General features: G+C 61.6%; 14 protein-coding genes. 11 read left to right on the top strand and 3 right to left on the bottom strand.

From position 1 onward, the window contains the following. The first annotated feature begins 123 nt into the window (after positions 1-123). A complete protein-coding gene (locus tag CUJ84_RS19680; protein ID WP_105007442.1) occupies positions 124-2,034 on the top strand; it encodes a beta-N-acetylhexosaminidase in 1,911 nt (636 codons plus the stop codon). 51 nt (positions 2,035-2,085) lie between these two features. Here CUJ84_RS19680 and CUJ84_RS19675 read toward each other — a convergent pair whose 3' ends face one another. Further along, positions 2,086-2,997 (bottom strand): ROK family protein, encoded by a 912-nt coding sequence (locus CUJ84_RS19675; protein WP_105007441.1) that lies wholly within the window; start codon positions 2,995-2,997, stop codon positions 2,086-2,088. A gap of 410 nt (positions 2,998-3,407) precedes the next feature. On the opposite strand from CUJ84_RS19675, the gene CUJ84_RS19670 reads away from it, so the two are divergent. From CUJ84_RS19670 to CUJ84_RS19630, 9 genes are all read left to right on the top strand, one after another. Continuing rightward, a complete protein-coding gene (locus CUJ84_RS19670) occupies positions 3,408-3,977 on the top strand; it encodes an exopolysaccharide biosynthesis protein (RefSeq protein ID WP_233941643.1) in 570 nt (189 codons plus the stop codon). Between the two features lie 149 nt (positions 3,978-4,126). Beyond that, positions 4,127-5,080: a sugar-binding transcriptional regulator gene (locus CUJ84_RS19665; RefSeq protein WP_018072680.1), complete on the top strand. Its 954-nt coding sequence runs from the start codon at positions 4,127-4,129 to the stop codon at positions 5,078-5,080. A gap of 146 nt (positions 5,081-5,226) precedes the next feature. Further along, positions 5,227-6,537 carry an ABC transporter substrate-binding protein gene (locus CUJ84_RS19660; protein ID WP_105007440.1) on the top strand — a complete coding sequence of 437 codons (1,311 nt, stop codon included), beginning with the start codon at positions 5,227-5,229 and terminating at the stop codon, positions 6,535-6,537. 138 nt (positions 6,538-6,675) lie between these two features. Further along, a complete protein-coding gene (locus tag CUJ84_RS19655) occupies positions 6,676-7,548 on the top strand; it encodes a carbohydrate ABC transporter permease (protein WP_018497491.1) in 873 nt (290 codons plus the stop codon). Position 7,549: 1 nt separating this feature from the next. After that, positions 7,550-8,380 carry a carbohydrate ABC transporter permease gene (locus tag CUJ84_RS19650; protein ID WP_018072683.1) on the top strand — a complete coding sequence of 277 codons (831 nt, stop codon included), beginning with the start codon at positions 7,550-7,552 and terminating at the stop codon, positions 8,378-8,380. Positions 8,381-8,398: 18 nt separating this feature from the next. Further along, a complete protein-coding gene (locus tag CUJ84_RS19645) occupies positions 8,399-9,397 on the top strand; it encodes an ABC transporter ATP-binding protein (protein ID WP_018243660.1) in 999 nt (332 codons plus the stop codon). Between the two features lie 84 nt (positions 9,398-9,481). Then, positions 9,482-10,963 (top strand): mannitol dehydrogenase family protein, encoded by a 1,482-nt coding sequence (locus CUJ84_RS19640; protein WP_105007439.1) that lies wholly within the window; start codon positions 9,482-9,484, stop codon positions 10,961-10,963. Positions 10,964-11,060: 97 nt separating this feature from the next. Then, positions 11,061-11,750 carry an HAD family hydrolase gene (locus tag CUJ84_RS19635; protein ID WP_017967984.1) on the top strand — a complete coding sequence of 230 codons (690 nt, stop codon included), beginning with the start codon at positions 11,061-11,063 and terminating at the stop codon, positions 11,748-11,750. Continuing rightward, on the top strand, positions 11,750-13,333 hold the full coding sequence (locus CUJ84_RS19630; protein WP_105007438.1) for an FGGY-family carbohydrate kinase: 1,584 nt from the start codon (positions 11,750-11,752) through the stop codon (positions 13,331-13,333). Before CUJ84_RS19635 ends, CUJ84_RS19630 begins: the two co-directional genes overlap by 1 nt. 85 nt (positions 13,334-13,418) lie before the next feature. Here the strand turns inward: CUJ84_RS19630 and CUJ84_RS19625 are convergent, their stop codons facing one another. Then, positions 13,419-14,273, bottom strand: coding sequence for a MurR/RpiR family transcriptional regulator (locus CUJ84_RS19625; protein ID WP_018072687.1), 855 nt, complete (start codon positions 14,271-14,273; stop codon positions 13,419-13,421). A 235-nt stretch (positions 14,274-14,508) separates the two neighbouring features. On the opposite strand from CUJ84_RS19625, the gene CUJ84_RS19620 reads away from it, so the two are divergent. Then, the gene (locus CUJ84_RS19620; RefSeq protein WP_105007437.1) at positions 14,509-15,222 is read left to right on the top strand and encodes a sulfate transporter family protein; all 714 of its coding nucleotides are present in this window, start codon (positions 14,509-14,511) and stop codon (positions 15,220-15,222) included. Positions 15,223-15,225: 3 nt separating this feature from the next. Here CUJ84_RS19620 and CUJ84_RS19615 read toward each other — a convergent pair whose 3' ends face one another. Continuing rightward, a complete protein-coding gene (locus CUJ84_RS19615; RefSeq protein ID WP_105007436.1) occupies positions 15,226-15,651 on the bottom strand; it encodes a VOC family protein in 426 nt (141 codons plus the stop codon). Between the last annotated feature and the right edge of the window lie 52 nt (positions 15,652-15,703).

The raw sequence follows: 15,703 nt of genomic DNA, 5'->3' as shown, positions 1-15,703 counted from the left end.
TTTTCCTTGGCTACAGGTCCTCGTGCGCCGATTCCATTGCCGCCTCGAAAAAGCTAAGCTGCCAAAGCATGCCGGGATACCAACCGCGATCCCGGCCGCTCAGCGACGAGGCAGGACCCGACCATGGCCGATTACCATCTGGAAGCAAGCTGGAGCCCGATCGAGGGCAGTTTCGGGCGCCTCGCCTTCACGCTTTTCAACCTTTCGGCAGAGCTGCTGTCCAGTTTTTCGCTCGCCTATACGTCAGAGACGCGGGTTGCCGACAGACATGTCTGCGACGGCGGCAGCCTCAAGCGGCAGGTCGCGCATTTCCATGAATTCCTGCCGCCCGAAGACCTGAGCGTGCCGCCCGGCGGGCGCTGGCGGTTCACCGTCGAGGGGCTGACCAGGGAGCCGAAACATAGGACGGCCGGCGTCAAATCAGCCTATCTGACACTTGGCGACGGACGCCACGTTCCTGTTGGTTTCGGCGATCTCATGCTCGAAGGCCGGGATGGTGGCGTGGCGCCGCCGCTTCTGCCGCCCGGCCGGGCCGAGGAACCTTATTCGCTGCTGCCCTGGCCGCTGGCGCTCGGGCTGAAGGCGGGAGAGCTGCCGGTTATCCTTTATCCGGCCGAGCGGACGCGGCCTGATGCGGTCAAGGCGCTGTCGCTGGTTATGGAACTCTACCAGCGCCTCTATCCGGTCGACAATATGCCGTTTTCCCTCGGTGCCGTCGAAGGCGGGCGGGCCATTCGTTTCGTCACCGAATCGTCGATCGCCGCCTTCGCCTACGAACTGCGTTTTACGGCGCATGAGGTCGTGCTTTCGAGTGCGGATGCCGCCGGTCGGCATTACGGGCTGATCAGCCTGGCGCAACTGCTGCACGGCGCCCGCGCCGATCCTGAGCGCTTCAAATTTCCCAATTTCGGCACGATCGCCGACCAACCGCGTTATGACTGGCGTGGCTGCCATCTCGATGTGTCCAGGCAGTTCTATCCGGTGGCAGACGTCGTGCGGCTGATTGATATTCTCGCCTGGAACAAGCTCAACATCTTCCACTGGCATCTGACCGATGACGAAGCGTGGCGGCTGGAGATCAAGGCCTATCCCGCGCTGACGGAGATCGGCGCACGGCGTGGGCCGGATGAAGTGCTCGTGCCGCAGCTCGGCGACGGGGCGCAAACGCGCTCCGGTCATTACACGCAGGAGGATGCCAAGCGGATCGTTGCGCATGCAGCCTCGCTGCATATCGAGGTACTGCCGGAAATCGATATTCCGGGCCACAGCATGGCGACGCTGTTCTCCCTGCCCGAGCTCGTCGACGGCCAGGAGGCGCCGGACAGTTACCGCTCGGTGCAGGGTTATCCGAACAACGCCCTTAATCCGGCGGTGGAATTCACCTATGAATTTCTCGGCAAGGTGTTCGACGAGATGGTGGCGCTGTTCCCCAGTGAATATCTCCATATCGGCGGCGACGAAGTGGCGCATGGCTCCTGGCTTTCCTCGCCGCTCTGCAAGGCACTGATGGAGAGGGAGAAACTGGCAGGCACCGCCGAGCTGCAATCCTATTTCCTGAAACGTATCAAAGCCATGCTGTCGGAGCGCGGCAAGAAACTCGTCGGCTGGAACGAGGTTTCGCATGGCGGCGGCGTCGACCGCGACGGCACGCTGCTGATGGCCTGGGAAAAGCCCGCCGTCGGCATCGAGCTGGCACAAGAAGGCTACGACGTGGTGATGACGCCGGGGCAGGCCTATTATCTCGACATGGCGCAGGCTGAAGCCTGGACCGAGCCCGGCGCCAGCTGGGCGGGCTACGCGCCGCCGGAACACACCTACGCTTACGAGGCCGAGGGCGAGCTGCCGGAGGCGCTGCAGGAGAAGATGCGCGGCATCCAGGCCTGCATCTGGACCGAGAACTTCGTCTCGCGCGCCTATTTCAACCGGCTGGTTTTTCCGCGTCTCCCGGCGGTCGCCGAGGCTGCCTGGACGCCTTCTGCGCGCAAGGACTGGGATCGCTTCGCAGCGATCGTGCGGATGTGGCCGGTGCTTTAAGGAATCGCAATTCCGGATGGAAAATCGCTTCGCACTTTTCGTGGAATTGCTTCAGGCCGCCTCGGCCTTCAGCCCCAAAAGCGCTGCGCCGATCAGGCCGGGTTCGATGCGGCATTCGCTGCGCACCACCAGCGGGCGATCGAACTTGCGCAGGATGCGGGCGCGCACGGCGTGGTCGAGCTCGGCAAGCAGCGGCTCGACATTGGAAAGCCCGCCACCGACCGGCACGATGGTCGCGCCGGTGATGTTGATCGTCAGCGCTAGGGGCGAGGCGACGAGATCGACATAGACGTCGATCGTCCGTGTCGCCTTCTCCTCTCCGTGTCGCCACTGAGCGATGATCTCCTCGCTGGCAAAGTCGAGATCGTGCAGCGTCTTGTGCAGGCGCTCCAGGCCGCGGGCGCCGCCGACGGTGTCGACGCAGCCTTTCTGGCCGCAGCCGCAGGCATAGGCGGGAATGGCCACAGGCGGATTGCCGGCTGCGGATGCGATGATCGGCCCGTGACCCCATTCGCCGGCAAAGCCGCCGGCCTCGTTGACGAGGCGACCGTCGGCAACCAGGCCGCCGCCAACGCCGGTGCCAAGGATGGCGCCGAAGACGATGCGGTGGCCGCGGCCAGCGCCGAGACCGGCTTCGGCAATAGCGAAACAGTCGGCATCGTTGGCGATCAGCACCGGCAGGCCGAGTTCGGCTTCGAGATCGGCCGCGAGCGTGCGGTCGTGGATGCAGGGAATGTTGGCGCAGATCAGGCGTTGCGTATCGGGGTCGACGACTCCTGCGATGGAAAGGGCGATGCCGTTCGGCTGTTCGCCGGTTTCGGCGATGATGCCGCGCAGGGTCTCGACGAAAGCGGCAAAATCATCCCTGGGCGTCGGGCGGCGGCCGAGGGGAACGATGTCTGTCTCGGAACGAGCGATGCCACCCTTGATGGCGGTGCCACCGATGTCGAATGAAATGATCATTGCCACTCTGCCGTTTTCTGGTCTCCCAGCGTCTGCTTGCATTGTTGGCGGGGAATTTCAAGCGCTCATTCGGCGGTGATGTCGCCGGCTTAAGGGTCGGGCCGTCTGCCAGCCCCTCTGTTTTGCCGGACACCTCTCCCACAGGTGGGGAGATCGGATAGGCGGGACGGGTTTCCGTCTTCCATTCCGTCATGGCAAGACGTTGGAGAAATCGGGTGAGCCCGCCCATCGGCTCCGATTACAGCTGTAATTTCTAACCCCGCAAGTCATTCAATTGGCATATTGCATCGCCAGAATCCGGCCCTACACTTTCATCAACTGCCGGACCCACGACGATCGATACGAGAGAAAATAGTACCATCCGAAGACCACGTCCCAAAGGCCGCCGCCTCTCATCCATTTTGCGGCAGATGGCTGCCGATCAGAGCCGCGAACGGATCTCGATCGGCGATCTGTTTGACACGATGGGTGACAGGGCGATCAGCGCGTTGATGCTGATCTTCGCGCTTCCGAACGCCTTTCCCACTCCGCCCGGAACCTCGGCAGTGCTCGGGGCGCCATTGGTCTTCCTGGCAGCGCAACTGACCTTCGGGCTGAAACCCTGGCTGCCGAAGGTGATTGCCAACCGTTCGATGCGCCGGGAGGATTTCGAGTCCATCGTCGGCCGCATCCACCGCTGGCTCGCCTGGGCCGAACGCATGCTGAAACCGCGGCTGGCGATCTTCGCCGAACCGCCGGCGGAATATCTTGCCGGGGCGGCATGCCTGCTGCTGTCGATTGTGCTGTTGCTGCCGGTCCCGCTCGGCAACATTTTGCCGGCGATCACGATCTCGGTCTTCGCTTTCGGCATATTGGGCCGTGACGGTCTCTTCGCGCTCATCGGCTTCGTGATGACGGCCGTGTCGCTCGTCATCGCCGGCGGGGTGATCTATGGTCTCGTGAAGGCGGCGATCTATCTCGTCGTGCAATGGTTTGCCTGAGCGGGTTTGCCCGAGTGACGGCGGTTATTTGGCGGGGCTCCTTGCAACAGGCTCGACATTTGCCGGAATTTTGTTTTGATCTGGCGCGATACAGACTCAAATCCTGTTCGGCGACGGCACGCCGGCTCACTTTGCGCGGTAGGCATTAGATGGTAAAAAGATCCGAGACCCCTGCACGGCTCGACGATGCGGCGCGTGCCGGCTGGCTTTACTACGTCGCCGGGCGCACGCAGGACGAAATCGCCGCTGCGATGGGCATCTCGCGGCAATCGGCGCAGCGGCTGGTGTCGCTGGCGGTCGCCGAGCGCCTGATCAAGGTGCGGCTCGATCATCCGATCGCCGCCTGCCTGGAGCTCGGCAGTCAGCTGCGCCGGAAATTCGGGCTGAAACATGTGGAGGTGGTGCCGAGCGATCCCGCGTCGTCGTCGACGACGGTCGGTATCGCCGAGGCGGCCGCTGCCGAGATCGAGCGGTGGCTGAAACGGCCGGAACCCATCGTACTCGCCATCGGTACCGGCCGCACGCTGAAGGCGGCCGTCGACCAGCTTCCGGCGATCGAATGTCCCAATCACCGCATCGTTTCGCTGACCGGCAATATCGCCCCGGACGGATCGGCGGCCTATTACAACGTCATCTTCAGCATGGCCGATGCGGTGAAGGCGCGACACTATCCGATGCCGCTGCCGGTGCTCGTCACCTCGGCGGAAGAGCGCGAGTTGCTGCATGGCCAACAGCTGGTGCGCTCGACGCTTAATATGAGCGCGCAAGCCGATGTCACCTTCGTCGGCATCGGTGAGCTCGGCATCGATGGGCCGCTCTGCGTCGACGGTTTTCTCGAGAAGGACGAGATGATGGAGCTGATGCGCGGGGGTGCTGTCGGCGAGATCTGCGGCTGGATCTTCGATGTCGACGGCAGGCTGATCGACAACCCGATCAACGAGCGCGTCGCATCCGCGCCGATCCCGTCCCGCGACGCATCGATGGTCATTGGGCTGGCCAAGGGCAAGCGCAAATTCAAGGCGATCAGGGCTGCCGTTGTCGGCCATCAAATCAACGCTCTGATCACCGACGAAGAGACCGCTGAGTTTTTGCTCAAGAACTGAGCAAAAAATATTCTAGTTAAATCAATGGGATCACTACCGCCTTCGGCGTTGCAGCAACGATTGCCGATTGACATTCTTTATCGTTTGTTGAGTAATTGCCCATGAGCGAAGCGAATGCTCACACCCCATCTTCTGGGAGGAAGATTATGACATTGAGAACTTTTCTGCTGGGCGCCTGCTCAGCACTGGCGTTTGCCGGTATGGCTTCGGCCGAAACGCTTACGATTGCGACCGTGAACAACGGCGACATGATCCGGATGCAGAAGCTGACGGATGATTTCAAGGCGAAGAACCCCGGCATCGACCTTGAATGGGTAACCCTCGAAGAAAACGTGCTGCGCCAGAAGGTCACGACCGACATCGCGACCAAGGGCGGCCAGTACGACGTTCTGACGATCGGCACTTATGAAGTGCCGATCTGGGCAAAGCAGGGCTGGCTGGTGCCGCTCGACAATCTCGGCGCCAATTACGACGTCGATGACCTGCTGCCGGCGATCCGCAGCGGCCTGACCATGGACGGCAAGCTCTATGCGGCGCCGTTCTACGGCGAAAGCTCGATGGTCATGTACCGCAAGGACCTGTTCGACGCCGCCGGCCTGAAGATGCCGGACGCGCCGACCTGGGACTTCGTTGCCGACGCTGCTCGCAAGATCACCAACAAGGACAAGGAAATCTACGGCATCTGCCTGCGCGGCAAGGCCGGCTGGGGCGAGAACATGGCCTTCCTGACGGCCATGTCCAACTCCTTCGGCGCCCGCTGGTTCGATGAAAGCTGGAAGCCGCAGTTCGATCAGCCCGAATGGAAGGACACGCTCGACTTCTACGTCAAGCTGATGAAGGATGCCGGTCCTCCGGGCGCTTCCTCCAACGGCTTCAACGAGAACCTGGCGCTCTTCCAGACCGGCAAGTGCGGCATGTGGATCGATGCGACCGTTGCTGCATCCTTCGTCAGCAACCCGAAGGAATCGACCGTCGCCGACAAGGTCGGCTTTGCGCTGGCTCCCGACAAGGGCCTCGGCAAGCGCGGCAACTGGCTGTGGGCCTGGAGCCTTGCCATCCCGGCAGGTTCGCAGAAGGCCGAAGCCGCCGAGAAGTTCGTCGCCTGGGCCACGAGCAAGGATTACACCAACCTCGTTGCCGAGAAGGAAGGCTGGCTGAATGCACCTCCAGGCACCCGCAGCTCGCTCTATGCGAATGCGGAGTACCAGAAGGCGGCTCCCTTCGCCAAGACGACGATCGACTCGATCAACTCGGCCGATCCGAGCAAGCCGACCGTCAAGCCGGTCCCCTATGTCGGCGTCCAGTTCGTGGCGATCCCGGAATTCCAGGGCATCGGCACGGCAGTGGGCCAGCAGTTCTCCGCAGCTCTTGCCGGCCAGCTTTCGGTCGATCAGGCCCTGAAGGCCGCACAGCAGCTGGCAACCCGCGAAATGACCAAGGCCGGCTACATCAAATAAAACCTCCTGAGCAAGAGGCGGATCCTTGACAATCCGCCCCTCTGGGCCGCCGATTGCCCGAACTGCATCGGCGGCCTCTTTTTTCAGACAAAGCTGCCTTGCGGCCGCTCCCCGCTTCAGTCCAGATCGGTGATTGCCATGGCAACCTTACATACCCGCTCCGCCGCGCGCCTGATGATCGCGCCCTCCGTGCTGCTGCTCTTTGCATGGATGATCGTCCCGCTAGTGATGACGATCTATTTCTCGCTGCTGAACTACAATCTGCTCAGCCCCGGCATGGAGAGCTTCGTCGGTTTTCTGAACTACGAATACTTCCTGACGGATCCGGCCTTTTTTGCGGCGCTGATCAATACGCTGCTGCTCGTCGCCGGCGTGTTGCTGATCACCGTCATCGGCGGCATCGCCTTTGCGCTGCTGCTCGACCAGCCGATGTACGGCCAGGGCATCGTGCGTATCCTGGTGATTGCGCCGTTCTTCGTCATGCCGACGGTGGCAGCACTGGTCTGGAAGAATATGTTCATGAACCCAGTCAACGGGCTCTTTGCCCATCTCGCCAAGGCGCTCGGCCTGCAGCCGATCGACTGGCTGGCGAACGCGCCGCTGTTTTCCGTCATTCTGATCGTCGCCTGGCAGTGGCTGCCCTTTGCCACCCTCATCATGCTGACCGCGCTGCAGTCGCTCGACGAGGAGCAGAAGGAAGCCTCCGAAATGGACGGCGCCGGGCCGATCTCGAAATTCATCTACATCATCCTGCCGCACATGGCGCGTGCCATCACCGTGGTGATCCTGATCCAGACGATCTTCCTGCTTTCGGTCTTTGCCGAAATCCTCGTCACCACCAATGGCGGGCCGGGCACCGACAGCACCAACCTTACCTATCTCGTCTATGCCCAGGCACTGCTGCAGTTCGATATCGGCGGGGCATCGGCCGGTGGTATCGTGGCTGTTATCCTCGCCAATATCGTCGCGATCTTCCTCGTGCGCCTCGTCGGCAAGAATCTGGAGGCTTGAGATGGCCAGAAAAGTCACAACGCAGCGCAAGCTCATCGTCACCGCGATCGCCTGGACGCTCGGCATCCTGATCTTCTTCCCGATTCTCTGGACGTTCCTGACCAGCTTCAAGTCGGAAGCCGACGCCATCGCCTCGCCGCCGCAGTTCCTGTTCTTCCACTGGACGACGGAAAACTACGCCGAGGTGCAAAGCCGGTCGAACTATCTCAGCCACTTCATGAACTCGGTGATCATCTCCTTCGGCTCGACACTGATCGGCCTGATCATCGCCATTCCGGCCGCCTGGGCGATGGCGTTTTCGCCGACCAAGCGGACCAAGGACGTGCTGATGTGGATGCTGTCGACCAAGATGATGCCACCGGTCGGCGCGCTGATACCGATCTACCTGCTGTTTCGCAATTCGGGTCTGCTCGACACGCGCACCGGCCTGGTGATCGTGCTGACGCTGATCAACCTGCCGATCATCGTCTGGATGCTCTATACCTACTTCAAGGAAATCCCCGGCGAGATCCTCGAAGCGGCGCGCATGGATGGGGCGTCGCTGATGAAGGAGATCGTCTACGTGCTGACGCCGATGGCGGTGCCCGGCATTGCCTCGACGCTGCTTTTGAACATCATCCTTGCCTGGAACGAGGCGTTCTGGACGCTCAACCTCACCGCCTCGAAGGCGGCGCCGCTGACGGCCTTCATCGCTTCCTATTCCAGCCCCGAGGGCCTGTTTTACGCCAAGCTCTCGGCGGCATCGACGATGGCGATCGCACCGATCCTGATCCTTGGCTGGTTCAGCCAGAAACAACTCGTCCGCGGCCTGACCTTCGGCGCTGTGAAATAACATAAAAGGGAGAGAAACATGGGCAGCATTACCCTTCAGAAGGTTTCCAAGGTCTTCGGCGAAGCCAAGGTCATCCCTTCGATCGATCTCGACATCAAGGACGGCGAGTTCGTCGTCTTCGTCGGCCCGTCGGGCTGCGGCAAGTCCACGCTGCTGCGGCTGATCGCCGGGCTTGAGGATGTCTCCGGCGGCAAGATCGTCATCGACGGCAGGGACGCCACCGAAAAGGCACCCTCGGAGCGCGGCCTTGCCATGGTGTTCCAGTCCTATGCGCTCTATCCGCATATGAGCGTGCGCAACAATATCGCCTTCCCGCTGAAGATGGCGGGCGTCGACAAGGCGGAGATCGACCGCAAGGTGACGGATGCGGCCCGGGTGCTGAACCTCACCGACTATCTCGAACGCAAGCCGCGCCAGCTTTCCGGCGGCCAGCGCCAGCGCGTGGCGATCGGCCGCGCCATCGTGCGCCAGCCTTCGGCCTTCCTGTTCGACGAACCGCTGTCGAACCTCGATGCGGCACTCCGCGTCAACATGCGCCTCGAAATCAGCGAGCTGCATCAGCAGTTGAAGACGACGATGGTCTACGTCACCCACGACCAGGTTGAGGCGATGACTATGGCCGACAAGATCGTCGTCTTGAACAGGGGCAATATCGAGCAGGTCGGCTCGCCGCTCGAACTCTACAGCCGTCCCCGCAACCTCTTCGTCGCCGGCTTCATCGGATCGCCCAAGATGAACTTCATCACAGGCCAGCACGCCGCCGCGCTCAACGCACATACTATCGGCGTCCGGCCCGAACATGTGCTGTTGTCGATGGAGAGCGGCGACTGGAAGGGCAGGGTCGTGGTCGCCGAACATCTCGGCTCCGACACCTTCCTGCATATCGACGCCGATGGTATCGGCATGGTGACGGCGCGGGGCAGCGGCGACTTCCCAGCGAAAGCAGGCGACACGGTCTTCCTGACCCCGGACCGTTCGCGTATTCACAAATTCAACGAGGGCGGCCTTGCCATCTGAAGCGGGCCGCCGGGCTGGGGGCAGGCATGCGAGCCGGACGATGGCGCCTGGCCGTCTCGGCAAGACCTTCAAGAGGACTGAAACATGACGTGCAAATTATCGCTGGCAACGCTTTCGGATGTGGCGCGCACTGCCGCCATCCCTGGATATGACAGGGCATCGCTGAAAGCCGGCATCGTGCACTTCGGCGTCGGCAATTTCCACCGTGCCCACCAGGCGATCTATCTCGACGATCTCTTCAACGCCGGCACGGATCACGACTGGGCAATCGTCGGCGCCGGTGTGTTGCCGTCGGATGCCGCCATGCGCGAAAAGCTTTCGGCGCAGGATTTCCTGACGACGGTGGTCGAGCAGGACAACAACAAGACGGCGGCGCGCGTTTCGGCACCGATGATCGACATCCTGCCGGTCGGCGATGCCACTGCCATCATCGCCAAGCTTGCCGATCCCGAGATCCGCATCGTCTCGATGACGATCACCGAGGGCGGCTATTTCATCGACGCATCAGGCACATTCAATCCGACCCATCCGGCGATCGCTGCCGACGGACAAAATCCCAACGTGCCGAAGACAGTGTTCGGCCTGATCGTCGCCGGCCTGAAAGCGCGCAAGGACAAGGGCATCGGTCCCTTCACCGTCATGTCCTGCGACAACATTCCCCATAATGGCGTCGTCACCGCCAATGCCGTCGTCGGTACGGCCGCACTTTCGGACCCTGCCTTTGCCGACTGGATCCGGGGGAATGTCGCATTCCCGAACGGCATGGTCGACCGCATCACGCCGGCGACCAGCCAGCGCGAGGTCGATTTCCTCCGGGACAATTTCCAGATCGAGGACAGTTGGCCGGTCTATTGCGAGGAATTCAAGCAATGGGTGCTGGAGGATAAGTTCACCGCCGGCCGGCCGGCTCTGGAAAAGGTCGGCGTCACCTTCGTCCCCGATGTCACGCCCTACGAGCACATGAAGATCCGTATTCTCAACGGCGGGCATGCCGCGATCGCCTATCCGGCGGCGCTGATGGATATTCATTTCGTTCATGATTCCATGGAAGACCCGCTGATCCGCGCCTTCCTTGCCAAGCTCGAGAAAGACGAGATCATACCGATCGTGCCGCCGGTGCCGAACACGTCGCTGACGGATTATTTCGCCCTGATCGAACATCGCCTGCTCAATCCGAAGATTGCCGATACCATTCCGCGTCTGGCGCAAGACGGCTCCAACCGCCAGCCGAAATTCATCCTGCCGTCGACGCTCGACAATCTGCGTCAGGGCAGGGACGTCGTCGGCCTGGCGCTGGTTTCAGCACTCTGGTGCCGTTATTTCGCCGGCAAGACCGACAGCGGCAAGGATATCGTCTTCAACGACGCGAGCGCAGAACGCCTGCATGCGGCGGCGCTGAAAGCCAAGGACGACCCGTCGGCCTTCCTCGTCTTCAACGATATTTTCGGCGAAGTGGCGAAATCCGAACTTTTCCGCAAGCGTTTCGCTTATGCTCTCAAAACCCTGTGGGAAAAGGGCACGCGGGAGACGCTGCAGCTCTATCTCGACGGCAAGCTCGCAGTGTAAGGAATCCGGATGGCGGTATCTGCTGCCGCCATTCAGCCGGCCTTGCGAGCGACGCGGGACGGTACCACGTCCGAATTGAACTCAGGTTGGGTCTTCCATGGCTGATGCTGAAACACGGCTGGTCATCTTCGATTGCGATGGCGTACTCGTTGACAGCGAGCCCATCTCGATCAGCGTGCTCGTCGGGGCGATGAACGATCTCGGCGTCTCAATCACCGAGGACCAGGCCTATGAGCGTTTTCTCGGCCGCAGCCTGTCTACTCTCATCGATACGCTGGAAACCGAATTCAACGTTCATGCCGGAGAGGAATTCCTCGAGCGTATCCGCACCGATCTCTACGCCCGCTTTCGCACAGAACTGAAGCCGATCGAGGGTATCGCCGCGGCGATCGACGGGCTTGGCGTTCCCTGTTGCGTTGCCTCGTCCAGCCAGATGGAGCGAATCCGACTGTCGCTGTCGGTGACCGGACTTCTCGACAAGCTGCCCGACATCTTCAGTGCGACGATGGTCAAGCGCGGCAAACCGGCGCCCGATCTCTTCCTGCATGCGGCGCGTGAAATGCAGGTCGAGCCGGCTCATTGCCTTGTCGTCGAAGACAGCCCAGCCGGCGTTGCCGCCGCCAAGGCGGCAGGCATGACGGTCTTCGCCTTCACCGGCGGATCACACGCCAACTTCGCCGGATACCGTGCCGAACTCGACCGCCTTTCGCCGGAAGTGGTGTTTGACGCCATGCCGGATTTGATACACCTTGTCCGCAACCATAAGCTGGACGGGACCAAGACTTGATGCGTGATCATGTGGTTGCGGTTGATATCGGCACGGGCAGTGCGCGCGCCGGCGTCTTCGATGCACACGGTCGCCTGCTCGCCAAGGCCGAGCATCCGATCGTGATGAACCGGCCGCGCGAAAACCATGCCGAGCACGATTCCGAAGACATCTGGTCGGCCGCCTGCACGGCAGTGCGCAGGGCGATGGAGCAATCCGGCATCGCCGCCGCCTCGGTCGGAGCGATCGGCTTCGACGCCACCTGTTCGCTCGTCGTCCGTGACGTCGAGGGCCGGCAGCTCAGCGTTTCCACAGGCGGGGAGAGGCGTTTCGACACGATCGTCTGGCTCGATCACCGGGCGCTGAAGGAAGCCGATTTTTGCACGGCGACGGAGCACAGGGTGCTCGAACATTCCGGCCACGTGATGTCGCCGGAAATGGAGATGCCGAAGCTGATGTGGCTGAAGAAGAAGCTGCCGGCCACATGGGAAAAGGCCGGCTACTTCTTCGATCTCGCCGATTTCATGACGTGGAAATCGACCGGATCGCCCGCTCGTTCGCGCTGCACGCTGACGGCGAAATGGAACTATCTCGCCCATCTCGAAAAGGGCTGGCAGCAGGATTTCCTCGAGCGGATCGGTCTCGAGGACCTTCATGCGCGCGGCCACCTGCCGGACGAGACCACGCCAGTCGGAGACAGCGTCGGCCGGCTGACGCAGGAAGCGGCAGAAGCGCTGGGGCTGACGACGGACTGCCATGTCGCTGCCGGGATGATCGACGCCTATGCCGGCGCACTTGGCGCGCTCGGCGGCTACGCTGCCGATCCTGTCAAACGCGAGCACCAGCTGGCGCTGATTGCCGGCACGTCGAGCTGCATCGTTACCTTCTCGCGGGAACGCAAGCCGAGCCATGGCATGTGGGGTCCCTATTACGAGGCTGTCTTCCCGCAGTCCTGGCTGGTGGAGGCCGGGCAATCGGCGACCGGCGCGTTGCTCGACCACATCGTGCGCATGCATGCGGCCGGTGGCGAGCCGATGGCAGCGCTGCATCAGAAGATCGTCGCGCGCATCGCCGAATTGCGGGCCGAGGAGGGCGATGACTTCGGTGCGCGGATCTTCGTGCTGCCGGATTTCCACGGCAACCGTTCGCCGCTCGCCGATCCGCATGCCGTCGGCGTCGTCAGCGGGCTGACACTCGATACGTCCTTCGACGGGCTCTGCGCGCTCTATTGGCGCTCTGCTGTGGGGATTGCGCTCGGCATCCGCCATATCCTGGAAATGATGAAGGAATACGGCTACATGCCCGATACGCTGCATATTGCTGGCGGGCATGTGAAGAACCCGGTGCTGATGGAGCTTTATAGCGATGCGACCGGCTGCAAGGTCGTGGTGCCGAAGATGAACGAGGCGGTGCTGCTCGGCACGGCAATCGCAGCATCCGTCGCCTGCGGCTTGTACAAGGATCTGGCGGCGGCCGGCGAGGCGATGTATCCGGGCGGCGACGAACGGCTTCCCGACAAGGCCAAGCAGGCGCTTTACGACCGGGACTACCGCCGTCTTCTCGCCATGCACCGGCACCGCGCCGAATTGGAAACGATGCAATAGAGCGCCGCTCTATCACTTTGAATCTGCGCATAACCCTTTCCGACAATCGATTCCGATTTTCGGGGTTATGCGCTGGCCTTTTAAATTAATGGTTTGCCGTCTCGCCGAGGACGGTTGCGAATTCCATCATGCGGCGGCGGCGAAGCGCCGCCTCCTCTCCGACTTGGAGGATGACGGATTCAGACAGGCAATCGAGCAGCGCGATCAGCGGCGGAAGATTGTCGAGATCGGGGGCGCGAGCGGGCGGCAAGGGCAGCATGACGTTCGACTGGTCCGCCATCCAGTCCGCTTGCTGCGGCGAAATGAGCACGACCTTATAGCCGTAACGCCGCGCCGTTCTGGCAAGCAGCCGCGCCTTGGCGAAGCGGCGGCAATCGATGATGACAAGCAGCGCGTCGTCGACCGCCAGCCGGGCGAAGAGTTCCGCAAAACGATTGTCGGCGGCGTCGAGGGTGCGCACGCCGTCGCGGGCTTGCGTCAGCCGCTGACAGAAATGATTGGCCAGGCTTGAGAGCCGCGCATGCGTGGCGATCGACACTTCGCGGGCAGTGCTGATCAAGCCGACGGCTTCCGACCAGTGCGGCTGCGCCGTCAGATGGTAGATATGATGGAGGGCCTGGATCTGCTCGGCAACCAGCACGGCGAGCGGTTTGCCCTCCGCGGCGTCCGCATGCAGCTCGCTCATGGCGCTCTGCAATTGCGCCGGCGATGTCGTCACGGTCTCGCGAATCTCCACCTTGACGCTGTCCAATCCCTGATAACCGAGCGAGCGCAGGAAGCGCCCGACGGTCATCGGCGAGAGATCCAGCCTGTCGGCAACGGACGCAGCCGTCTCGAATGGCAGGTCGTTCAGGTGTTCGGTGAAATATTTCGCGATACGGCGTTCGGCCGGTGTGCCGGTTTTTGCGTATTGCCTGAGTTTTTGCACAAAGTCTTCCACGTCAGCCTCCCCGTCTTCCCTCAGAGGCGTTCCGTGGATGCGCTGTTGCGACCCCTTGTCTTTGCAACTATTTCGGAAGCTGCTTCTCAGGCCCGTGTGTATTTTATATGCGTCACAATATTATATTAGTATTTAGTTTTCGACAAGTTTTCTATTACTGCATGCAATTTTATTCTCTCTTGTCGGTGGCCTCCATCTTTCCTACATCTTCGGCGCAACCGGAGACGCCTGAGACATGATTCTTGACGCCGCTCGCCTTTCGCTCGCCAATTTGTTCGCATCGGAAACACGTTCTGTCTTCTGGAAAGTGCTCGGCCTGACGATTCTCGTGCTCGTTGGCCTCTGGTTCGCGCTGCGCGGGGCCTTCATGGCCTTCCTCTTTCCCTGGCTCACGGGTTTCTTTCCCGATATGCCGGATTGGGCAGGGTGGCTCGCTTTCCTCTTCGCGATCCTGGCCGGTATCGGCCTTGCGCTGCTGCTGGCGCTGCTGCTGTCGCCGGTCACGGCGCTGATCGCCGGCCTGTTTCTCGACGATGTCGCCGATGTCATCGAAAAGCGCGACTATCCCAAGGACGCGCCGGGTACCGCCATGCCGCTCGGTCCGGCGATGGCAAGCTCGATCAAGTTCCTCGGCGTGGTGATCCTCGGCAATATCGTGGCATTGTTGTTGCTGTTCATCCCCGGCGTCAATCTGGTCGCGTTCTTTCTGGTGAACGGCTATCTGCTCGGACGGGAATTCTTCGAATTCGCGGCTATGCGCTCCCGTTCGCCTGATGAGGCACGGCTCTTCCGCGCCAAGCATGCCTCCACTGTCTTTCTCGGCGGGCTGGTGATTGCCCTCTTTCTGGCGATCCCGATCGTCAATCTTCTGACGCCGCTTTTTGCCGCCGGCATGATGGTGCATCTGCACAAGCTGGTTTCCGCTAAGGACCCCGGTTTGCGCGCCTGAGGCTCAGCCAGGCAGAGCGGAGACGTCGTACATCGCCGAGAATTCAGCGCTCGGCGGGATGGGCTGGATGATGTCGATCAGCACGCCGTTCGGATCGGCGGTGATAAAGTGCCGCTGGCCGAAATCCTCGTCGCGGATTTCTCTCAGAATTGGCAGGCCGGCGCTCCGGCAGGCTGCGTAGATCGCATCGACATCGGCGACCTCGAAATTGAGGAGCAGGCCGGACACCCTGCCGCGGGCTATGGCCGGTATGGTTTCGTGGCTGCCGTCAAGGATGGCAAGCGCGATATGCTCCTCCTCTGCCGATTGCAGGTGAACATACCAGTCACTCTCGAACAGAGCTTTAAAGCCGAAATGCATGCAATAGAAGCTGGCGGTGCCAGCGACGTCGTCGGTCATGATGACAGGATAATAGCTCGTCGACTTCATCTCTTCCTCCCTTCGATTTACATGCAGCCTGTATGTTTTTAACTATTAACAT

It is taken from the genome of Rhizobium leguminosarum (assembly GCF_002953715.1).
Lineage (GTDB): Bacteria > Pseudomonadota > Alphaproteobacteria > Rhizobiales > Rhizobiaceae > Rhizobium > Rhizobium leguminosarum_V.
Note: the sequence above shows the minus strand (reverse complement) of the source record. Positions and strands in the feature narration are given on the sequence as shown.

What these genes read in the sequence shown, in the direction of transcription:
- CUJ84_RS19670 (WP_233941643.1), top strand. Translation starts at nt 3,408, where the DNA reads ATGGCTGCCGATCAGAGCCGCGAACGGATCTCGATCGGCGATCTGTTT.
- CUJ84_RS19615 (WP_105007436.1), bottom strand. Translation starts at nt 15,651, where the DNA reads ATGAAGTCGACGAGCTATTATCCTGTCATCATGACCGACGACGTCGCT.
- CUJ84_RS19675 (WP_105007441.1), bottom strand. Translation starts at nt 2,997, where the DNA reads ATGATCATTTCATTCGACATCGGTGGCACCGCCATCAAGGGTGGCATC.
- CUJ84_RS19665 (WP_018072680.1), top strand. Translation starts at nt 4,127, where the DNA reads ATGGTAAAAAGATCCGAGACCCCTGCACGGCTCGACGATGCGGCGCGT.
- CUJ84_RS19620 (WP_105007437.1), top strand. Translation starts at nt 14,509, where the DNA reads ATGATTCTTGACGCCGCTCGCCTTTCGCTCGCCAATTTGTTCGCATCG.
- CUJ84_RS19635 (WP_017967984.1), top strand. Translation starts at nt 11,061, where the DNA reads ATGGCTGATGCTGAAACACGGCTGGTCATCTTCGATTGCGATGGCGTA.
- CUJ84_RS19645 (WP_018243660.1), top strand. Translation starts at nt 8,399, where the DNA reads ATGGGCAGCATTACCCTTCAGAAGGTTTCCAAGGTCTTCGGCGAAGCC.
- CUJ84_RS19655 (WP_018497491.1), top strand. Translation starts at nt 6,676, where the DNA reads ATGGCAACCTTACATACCCGCTCCGCCGCGCGCCTGATGATCGCGCCC.
- CUJ84_RS19660 (WP_105007440.1), top strand. Translation starts at nt 5,227, where the DNA reads ATGACATTGAGAACTTTTCTGCTGGGCGCCTGCTCAGCACTGGCGTTT.
- CUJ84_RS19650 (WP_018072683.1), top strand. Translation starts at nt 7,550, where the DNA reads ATGGCCAGAAAAGTCACAACGCAGCGCAAGCTCATCGTCACCGCGATC.
- CUJ84_RS19680 (WP_105007442.1), top strand. Translation starts at nt 124, where the DNA reads ATGGCCGATTACCATCTGGAAGCAAGCTGGAGCCCGATCGAGGGCAGT.
- CUJ84_RS19640 (WP_105007439.1), top strand. Translation starts at nt 9,482, where the DNA reads ATGACGTGCAAATTATCGCTGGCAACGCTTTCGGATGTGGCGCGCACT.
- CUJ84_RS19630 (WP_105007438.1), top strand. Translation starts at nt 11,750, where the DNA reads ATGCGTGATCATGTGGTTGCGGTTGATATCGGCACGGGCAGTGCGCGC.